Genomic DNA, 9329 nt, shown 5'->3' with positions numbered 1-9329 from the left:
CGAGATTTCTCTTTTTAACTTGATTTTTCTGTATAGAATTCGTTGCTAAATTCTATTTATTTCAATGAGCTTTTTTGAATATTTTTTTGATAAAATTTTTCTCGGCGCAATTGTCAGACAATCCAATTATTTAAACTTAAATATTCCAATAATCAAACTCCAACTCTCAAACTCCGCTTTTTTTTAATCCGAGATTTGTCATTTTAGTTTAAATTTTTATAGAATTCGTTGCTAAATTCTATTTATTTCAATGAGCTTTTTTGAATATTTTTTTGATAAAATTTTTCTCGGCGCAATTGTCAGACAATCCAATTATTTAAACTTAAAATACTCAAATTAAGGAATTCAGAGTGAATTCCGCTATTTTACAATCCGAGATTTGTCATTTTAGTTTAAATTTTTATAGAATTCGTTGCTAAATTCTATTTATTTCAATGAGCTTTTTTGAATATTTTTTTGATAAAATTTTTCTCGGCGCAATTGTCAGACAATCCAATTATTTAAACTTAAAATACTCAAATTAAGGAATTCAGAGTGAATTCCGCTATTTTACACAACGGGCTTGAATATGGCAAGTTGCGGGTTTTAAAACGCAATTTTCCGTTGTTTATTTATAAGTTTAAATGTACTAAAATTTTCCTATTAATTACAATTAAGCAATTTGTTATATGCGTTGTTGTACACTGGCCTTTTTTATCGTTGGTAGTTGAATGTATCAACCTTATTGAATGTTGTAAGCTCTTTGGCAAACTGTTGGCGGAGCGTGGCTCGTGCGAGTTTGCCAATGTGCTTATTCTTGGGAAACTTAACTTCGTACAAATTTTCCTAATGATTCTAAAAGTTGAGGATGGTCCTCTAATCCAATTTTAGCTACTGCATAAAACTCACTCATCCAATCGTCAATTTCTCCGAATGCTTTGTCTTTCAGTTTTGTTGCATCTTGACTTTCTCCTTTTTCTCGTAAATACTCGGCTCTCGCTGTTTCTAAATCTGATATTAGCTGAATTGTTTCGTTTATTTCCTCTATTGTAATTTTTAATCTTATTAATTTGTCTTGAATATCTTTATTTTTCGATGCGACCGTATAAAATTTCTTAACTGTCTCCAACCATTTTATATAGGCAGTTGGTAAACTTCCTGTAAGTGCTAACTTATTCAATATAGTTGGCTCTTTTCTAAAGATTACTTTTGCTTTTTTACGGTGCATACCGTAAGTTTTCGCTAAATTTTCTTTTATCTCGGTGAAGTTTTTGTAAGCGGCTGATTTTTCATCATCCTCTTTTTTGTTGTAGTCGTAGATTTCTCTTGTTTTTGTTAATAAGGTTTTTCCCTCTGTTAACAATGTTTCATCGTAACCAAACTCCGCCATAATTGTGGCTATTTCTGTTTGTTTTTCTACGTTTTCAAATGATACTCTGTACTGTTCCAAGGCTTCCGCCTCGGTTTGGTTCTTTTTTAATGGCATACTGCAACTTTTTTTTATTAATAATTTATTTACTTGCTCTATCCTTAAGGATTTTAGCTTATATCATATAGCTTTTTTACACCACCTTAAAACTCTTTTTCAATACTTTAAGGATTGTTTTGCATTTCCGCACGTTCTTTTTCAATTTCCGCACGGTGTTTGTCTATTTTCGCAACATTGTTTTGCATTTCCGCACGTTCTTTTTCAATTTTCGCACGGTTGTTTTGCATTTTCGCACGGTGTTTCTCTATTTCTGCAACATTGTTTTGTATTTCCGCACGTTTATTTTCAATAAATTACGGTTTTTGTTATGCTAATATACAAAATTGTAATTATTCAATTTCTATTTTATCAATTTCTTTCATAAGCCTATCGGTTTCAGTTAAGGCAACTATAATTTTTTGATAATGGAATATATCTTCCATTTCTAAAGTACGTTCTTTTCTATCTTTTAACCATTTTTGAGCTGGTTGATAACCGCCAATATAAAATTCCCAAGCTACTAACGGAATATTATCAAAATACTGTTCTTCATTTATCCAAATTCTGCCAATTGCGTTTTCTTTATCAAATAACTCCCAATCTTTTATACCAACTTTGGTGGTAATTTTATTATCTCCACCTTTTGGATAGCTTGTAATATAGTTTTCTACTGTTGGACTTTCTAATAAATGTATTTGACGTATTTTTCCACCTAATTTTACCAATTGCCAAAATGTTTCTGCATCTTTTGGATAAGGTACTCTTGGAAAATCTATTTTTAAAAACTCTTTGTATTTCTCTCGATACGTTGGAGAATGTAAAACAGCATAGATATAATCTAAAATATCAATAGGAGCAAAGGTGTTTTTTGTTATTTCTTTTTCGTTGGTAAATGTTAAAGTTAACTTTTTAGTTATTTCATTTACAATTACTGAATTTATGTTTGGAACACGTTCTGTGTTTTGTTCAATTGTTTGTTGACCATTGGTATGTGTGTAAAGATAGAGGGGGAAAATAGCCATAGAATCAGCTGCAGAATCCAGAAAATGACGATCACTAATAAATTCGGATATGAAGGCATAACCCAAACTAAGCTGTCTATTCTTATTTGTTATTAATAATCCAATATTTGGACTTAACATATGTTTCATTACATTATATCTTCCATTACAAACAAAACCATTTTGTTTACCCGTATAAAATGTTTTTCTAATATCGAATGGTCGATAGTTTATATTCTGCCAAACATTTTTATTATCAATATTTTGACTTACATCATCTTTAGCTCTACCAATTTTCCAATCTCTTGCGTCTTTAGTGTTGTATTTTGAGGCTATTTCAGATTCTTCCAAATTGACAAAGTCTTCAATTACAGATTTTAATTCATTTTGCTTTAAGTGTATAGTAATAGAATCTCTAACAGATTCAACGCCTGAAACATAAACATTTAATAATTCATCAACTTTAAATCCTTTTTCATAACACAGAATATCTTCAAAATCTTTTGGAACGAAAAAGTAATAAGGTTTTTTGAACTCAAGTTTTAACCATTTTATTTCAGAAAAAGTTGATTTATTAAGTGTTTCATATTTGTAATTCCTTTTACCTTGTAAATCAAAATGATAAACTTCCCCTAATTCAGTTTTCTTCTTTTTATCGGTCTTAACGAATATGTTAATCGAAACACCTTGCATAATATCAAAAACATTTTGGTCAGGGCTTCCGTCAGGGCAAACTTCTTTTTTCTTTGCATTTCCGTGTAAATCCAAGATGTAGATTTTATCAAAACACTCTAACAAATGTTTTCGCATTTGCCTGTGAGTAACTCCATCTAAGAAACTGTTGTTAGAGATGTAAGCCAAAACGCCACTACCATTTTTGTCGATATAATGTTGACCGTAGCGGATGAATTTAATGTAATCATCATCCAAATTTATTTTACGTTCATTGAGATTTTTCTTGTAGTCAGAAATTAAACCTTGAATCCAATCATTTTTATTTGTGCTACTTACTGCATAAGGCGGATTTCCAATAATACACATTACTGGTGTATCACGTTTTATGTGGTTGGCTTCGTTACTTTCGCTACTTAACCAATTGGCAAATAATGTACCTGTATCGGGGTGTGCTTCTTCTAAACTGTTTGTTAAATACACCCGCGTACGTTGGTTTTTGGTCGGTTTAAAACCAGTTTCTTTTAGTAATAAATCTAGTTGTAAATGTGCCATTGCATAACTTGCCATTAACAATTCAAAACCATTTAAACGAGGTATTAAACTGTTTTCCACATAGCTACTCCAAATACCTTCTTGCCCTTTAAATTTATTGTTTATATGCTTAATTACTTCGGCTAAAAATGTACCTGTACCAGTTGCAGGGTCTAAAATTTGTACTTTGTGTACTTCTTGGTCAACCTCTTTATAACCACTACTAAAGTTTTTATTTGCAATGTCAGTTTTTACTTTAATTGTGGTTTTAGAAGTGTCTGCCAACCCTTGTGGCAAATCAAACTCAGTTTTTAAAATATCGTCAACCGCTCGTACTATAAAATTTACCACTGGCGCAGGAGTGTACCAAACACCACGAGCTTTACGTAGCTTAGGGTCGTACTCACTTAAAAAAGTTTCGTAAAAATGAATAATTGGGTCTTCCATTTTTGTCGCCTTTCCGTAGTTTTTTAGAATTTGTTCTACGTTACAGGCAAGAAATATCTCGGTTAAATTGTCAACTATCCATTTAATACGGTCGTCAATATCGGGACCAGCAATGTAGCCAAAGAGTTTTCGTAAAAACGGATTGGATTTAGGAATAAGTTCAGCAGCCTCTTGACGGCTAAAACTATCTAAACTTGGGTCGTGCAAACGAGCAGCAAACAAACCGTAAGCGATAGTTTGTGCATATACATCGGCAAATCCTTTTGGTGTTATATCGTGTATTAAAATATCTTTAAAAGCAACCATTTGCTCATTAAGTGTACTGTTTTCTTGATTGTCTTCGTCACTATTCAATGCTTTTTCAATAACATCAGACAATAAGCGTGCTTTCCCCGCCATCATTTCAGCCAATTGTTTTGAGCTTTTTATGGTTTGGCTAACGTGAACACAAAAATCTTTAATTAGATTTTCAAAGGCTATAAAATTCTCAGTGATTGGTTTGATTCCATTTTCGGTGATTTCTCCAATCGCAATTTTTGTAACAAATTCACCACTGTGATATAAATGAAACTCTAAATAATCGGTAAATATTAGATTGCTTAATGAAGCTTTGTATCTGTCAAATTGTTCTTTGTTTCCAGTTTTCTTTTTACCTTCTAAATCTTTATCGCCAATATCTTTAGCCTCAATAAATCCAACTGGAATGTCTTTTTTTGTTAGAATGTAATCGGGTGCGCCACACGATTGTCGTTTTGGTTCATTGGTTGCTTGTACATCTTTTACTAAACTTTCAATAAGTTGTTGTAAATCTCCTCTAAAAGTATGTTCGGTTGCGTTTCCTAATAAATATCTTTGATTGATATTTTGAATGTATTGTTGAATTGTCATTTTATCTTTTTCAAATTTTCAAAGTACTAAAGTAACTTTTTATTTTTAGTTTGAAAGGATAATTTTTCATTTTGGGTGGGTGGTGGGGAAGTAAAAGCTTTTTTGGTTTTTGGAGCGTTGGCTTATGCGGTTGGAAAAACCAAATGTGCTTTTACGTGCGGCTGGTTTTTCTTTTGTCGGCTTGTGTACAACGGGCTTTTATAAGATTTGTGCGGTTTAAAAATACGATATTTTTCAGCCGTAGCAAATTGTTTATTTAATTTTTTAAATTTTCTATTAGTTCGAATTAAAGCATAAATTTTATGAGTTGTTGGGTACAGTTATTACAATTGTTCTAGTTTTCTTGTCAAACTCATAATTCAATTCTTTCATATCTCCATTGTCATTTCTAATATAAATTTCAATCGGTATATTTTTCTTGAAAATAACTTTTTGAGTCAATTCACCCTTTTTGTTATAAAATTCTGAAACTCCATTTAATTTCCAATTTCTTATCTCTCTGTTATATTTAATTATTCCAGAATCATATTTTCCTTTAATATATCCATTTTTCGGACCATCGAACCAATTATTACTCTCAATTAAATGTATTTTTCCTAAATCAATTATTTTGCTATTATTCTCGATAATGTATTTAAGTTTAAAATCTCCAAAGTATATGAACTCGATTTCAATTATTGAATTATTATCAGTTTTTATTTCAAATTTTCCACTATCAAAATCAATTTGTAATTCTCCATTGTTGACTTTTATTTCTGTAATTGTGATTTCTCCATATGAGTCAATTAATTGTCCTTTTATCTTATTCTGTCCATTTATCAGGATTGTAAAAAGAGCTAAAAATAATATCAAAAGTTTCTTTTTCATAATTGTACCCAACGGGCTTTTATAAGATTTGTGCGACTGGAAAATCGGAGATTTTTCGGACGTAGCAAATCGTTTGTTTAATGTTTGTCAGTTCGTTATTTAGTTTAAAAGTAAGCATAAATTTTATGAGTTGTTGTATGCAGTTTTATTCCACTCTCTGAAATATAATTGCTTCTTTATCGTCAAATTCAATTGGTCGATTTCCATTAAAATCCATTTGAAGTTTAATAACATTTTTCTCAATATTCTCTACTATACACAATAATTTATTTATTTCTCCACTTTCAATTTTTTGAACAATAATATCAATTTCTATTGGAGTTTTTAAATAATTAACTTCATATGTCATTGTTCCTTTTTTTCCATTAACGACAAATTCTTTTCCGCCAATAATTTGTCCTTGAAATTCAAAATATGCGTAACCGTCATCTTGAAAAGTAATGTATCCGATATCTTTTTCATCTTCTCCTTTCCATTTCCCAACAATGCTAAATTCTGATGTAGGGTATTCGTTAAAAGAAGTTAAAATCAAAGTAGTTAATAGTAGTAAAATAATTTTTTTCATAGGTTTAATTTTTTTTTTTTCAATTGCATACAACGGGCTTTTATAAGATTTGTGCGGTTTAAAAATACGATATTTTTCAGCCGTAGCAAATTGTTTATTTAATTTTTTAAATTTTCTATTAGTTCGAATTAAAGCATAAATTTTATGAGTTGTTGGGTACAGTTATTACAATTGTTCTAGTTTTCTTGTCAAACTCATAATTCAATTCTTTCATATCTCCATTGTCATTTCTAATATAAATTTCAATCGGTATATTTTTCTTGAAAATAACTTTTTGAGTCAATTCACCCTTTTTGTTATAAAATTCTGAAACTCCATTTAATTTCCAATTTCTTATCTCTCTGTTATATTTAATTATTCCAGAATCATATTTTCCTTTAATATATCCATTTTTCGGACCATCGAACCAATTATTACTCTCAATTAAATGTATTTTTCCTAAATCAATTATTTTGCTATTATTCTCGATAATGTATTTAAGTTTAAAATCTCCAAAGTATATGAACTCGATTTCAATTATTGAATTATTATCAGTTTTTATTTCAAATTTTCCACTATCAAAATCAATTTGTAATTCTCCATTGTTGACTTTTATTTCTGTAATTGTGATTTCTCCATATGAGTCAATTAATTGTCCTTTTATCTTATTCTGTCCATTTATCAGGATTGTAAAAAGAGCTAAAAATAATATCAAAAGTTTCTTTTTCATAATTGTACCCAACGGGCTTTTATAAGATTTGTGCGACTGGAAAATCGGAGATTTTTCGGACGTAGCAAATCGTTTGTTTAATGTTTGTCAGTTCGTTATTTAGTTTAAAAGTAAGCATAAATTTTATGAGTTGTTGCCATTTAGCTGCTTTTTGGTCATTATATTCAAATCATTTTTCATAGTTACAATTTTTATTATTTTTTAATTTCAATCACTCTTTTATTCCTTAACGTTTTTCTTACGTTCCTTATAGTCATTTTTGTACTCCTTAACGCTTATCTTTAACTCCTTTGAGTCATTCTTGCGCTCCTTATAGTCATTCTTGTATTCCTTAACGTCTATCTTGAGTTCCTCATTGTCATTTTTGTACTCCTTAACGTTTATCTTGAGTTCCTCATTGTCATTTGTGTATTAATTAAGGCTCATTTTCAATTCCTCTGAGTTATTTTGCTATTTTTCAACTCATACAGTATTTTCTTTTGATTCTTTTTTTATTATTTATTTCATTGCTCAAATTCTCCGTTGTAATAAAAATTGAAAATAATCAATTATAAATCAAAAAGTAGAGTGGAAGTCAATCTGAAATTTGTCAGACTTGTTGAATTTTATTTTAAAGAACTTTATCAGTTTGTTGCTCTTCCGCAGTTAATGGCAACGGGCTTTTATAAGATTTGTGCGACTGGAAAATCGGAGATTTTTCGGACGTAGCAAATTGTTTATTGAATGTTTATCGTTTGTACTAAATCAAATGTAAGCATAAATTTTATGAGTTGTTAGCAAATTTTAGCGACACGTTATGCTGATAATTGAATTTTAGTACTTTCCGCGATTTGTCATTCTTGTTCTTTATAAAAATCCTTTTGTTTTTTGTTATTAATTTATCTTTTTACTTGTTTTTACGTTTTGCAATTTTTCTCCGTTTCAATACTCAAATCCACTCTGATTTTAAATTTCTCCGTTTCATTGAGCTTTTTGCGTTTCAATTCTTAAAATCAGTAGAGTAGAAGTGAACTCAAATTTATCATTTTTATTTAATTTGTCATTGAACTAATTAAAAAAAATCAATCTTCTCATTTTACTGAATTTATCATTTATAGAAATTTAAATCAACTCAATTCTCCTCTTGGTTTTTATCTTAAAATCTATTTTATTAAACTCAATTTTATCTGTTTTACATCCAACCAAAACTCCGCCGAGTAATTACTTGCAACGGGCTTTTATAAGATTTGTGCGACTGGAAAATCGGAGATTTTTCGGACGTAGCAAATCGTTTGTTTAATGTTTGTCAGTTCGTTATTTAGTTTAAAAGTAAGCATAAATTTTATGAGTTGTTGCCATTTAGCTGCTTTTTGGTCATTATATTCAAATCATTTTTCATAGTTACAATTTTTATTATTTTTTAATTTCAATCACTCTTTTATTCCTTAACGTTTTTCTTACGTTCCTTATAGTCATTTTTGTACTCCTTAACGCTTATCTTTAACTCCTTTGAGTCATTCTTGCGCTCCTTATAGTCATTCTTGTATTCCTTAACGTCTATCTTGAGTTCCTCATTGTCATTTTTGTACTCCTTAACGTTTATCTTGAGTTCCTCATTGTCATTTGTGTATTAATTAAGGCTCATTTTCAATTCCTCTGAGTTATTTTGCTATTTTTCAACTCATACAGTATTTTCTTTTGATTCTTTTTTTATTATTTATTTCATTGCTCAAATTCTCCGTTGTAATAAAAATTGAAAATAATCAATTATAAATCAAAAAGTAGAGTGGAAGTCAATCTGAAATTTGTCAGACTTGTTGAATTTTATTTTAAAGAACTTTATCAGTTTGTTGCTCTTCCGCAGTTAATGGCAACGGGCTTTTATAAGATTTGTGCGACTGGAAAATCGGAGATTTTTCGGACGTAGCAAATTGTTTATTGAATGTTTATCGTTTGTACTAAATCAAATGTAAGCATAAATTTTATGAGTTGTTAGCAAATTTTAGCGACACGTTATGCTGATAATTGAATTTTAGTACTTTCCGCGATTTGTCATTCGTGTTTTTTTTTATAAAAATCCTTTTTTTTTGTTGTTAATTTATCTTTTTACGTTCTGCAATTTTTATCCGTTTCAATGCTCAAATCCGTTCTGATTTTAATTTTCTCCGTTTCATTGAGCTTTTCGCGTTTCAACTCTCAAAATCGGTAGAGTAGAAGTGA

General features: G+C 29.7%; 6 protein-coding genes. All 6 read right to left on the bottom strand.

Annotated elements, in window-relative coordinates; all coding sequences use genetic code 11:
- Positions 1-805 precede the first annotated feature (805 nt).
- The 6 genes from EC396_RS12790 to EC396_RS12770 all read right to left on the bottom strand — a co-directional run bounded on the left by EC396_RS12790 (position 806) and on the right by EC396_RS12770 (position 7130).
- Entirely contained in the window at positions 806-1465 is a 660-nt protein-coding gene (locus tag EC396_RS12790; protein WP_129367011.1) for a hypothetical protein, read from the bottom strand.
- A gap of 107 nt (positions 1466-1572) precedes the next feature.
- Positions 1573-1695, bottom strand: a complete 123-nt coding sequence (locus tag EC396_RS18225; RefSeq protein WP_255421344.1) for a hypothetical protein — start codon at positions 1693-1695, stop codon at positions 1573-1575.
- Between the two features lie 102 nt (positions 1696-1797).
- On the bottom strand, positions 1798-4989 hold the full coding sequence (locus EC396_RS12785; protein ID WP_129367010.1) for a type ISP restriction/modification enzyme: 3192 nt from the start codon (positions 4987-4989) through the stop codon (positions 1798-1800).
- Between the two features lie 300 nt (positions 4990-5289).
- The gene (locus tag EC396_RS12780) at positions 5290-5856 is read right to left on the bottom strand and encodes a hypothetical protein (RefSeq protein WP_129367008.1); all 567 of its coding nucleotides are present in this window, start codon (positions 5854-5856) and stop codon (positions 5290-5292) included.
- 145 nt (positions 5857-6001) lie between these two features.
- Positions 6002-6421, bottom strand: a complete 420-nt coding sequence (locus EC396_RS12775) for a hypothetical protein (RefSeq protein WP_129367009.1) — start codon at positions 6419-6421, stop codon at positions 6002-6004.
- A 142-nt stretch (positions 6422-6563) separates the two neighbouring features.
- Entirely contained in the window at positions 6564-7130 is a 567-nt protein-coding gene (locus EC396_RS12770; protein WP_129367008.1) for a hypothetical protein, read from the bottom strand.
- Positions 7131-9329: the final 2199 nt, after the last annotated feature.

It is taken from the genome of Lutibacter sp. HS1-25 (assembly GCF_004121075.1).
Classification (GTDB): Bacteria; Bacteroidota; Bacteroidia; order Flavobacteriales; family Flavobacteriaceae; genus Lutibacter.
This window is presented reverse-complemented; position numbering and strand designations above follow the sequence as displayed.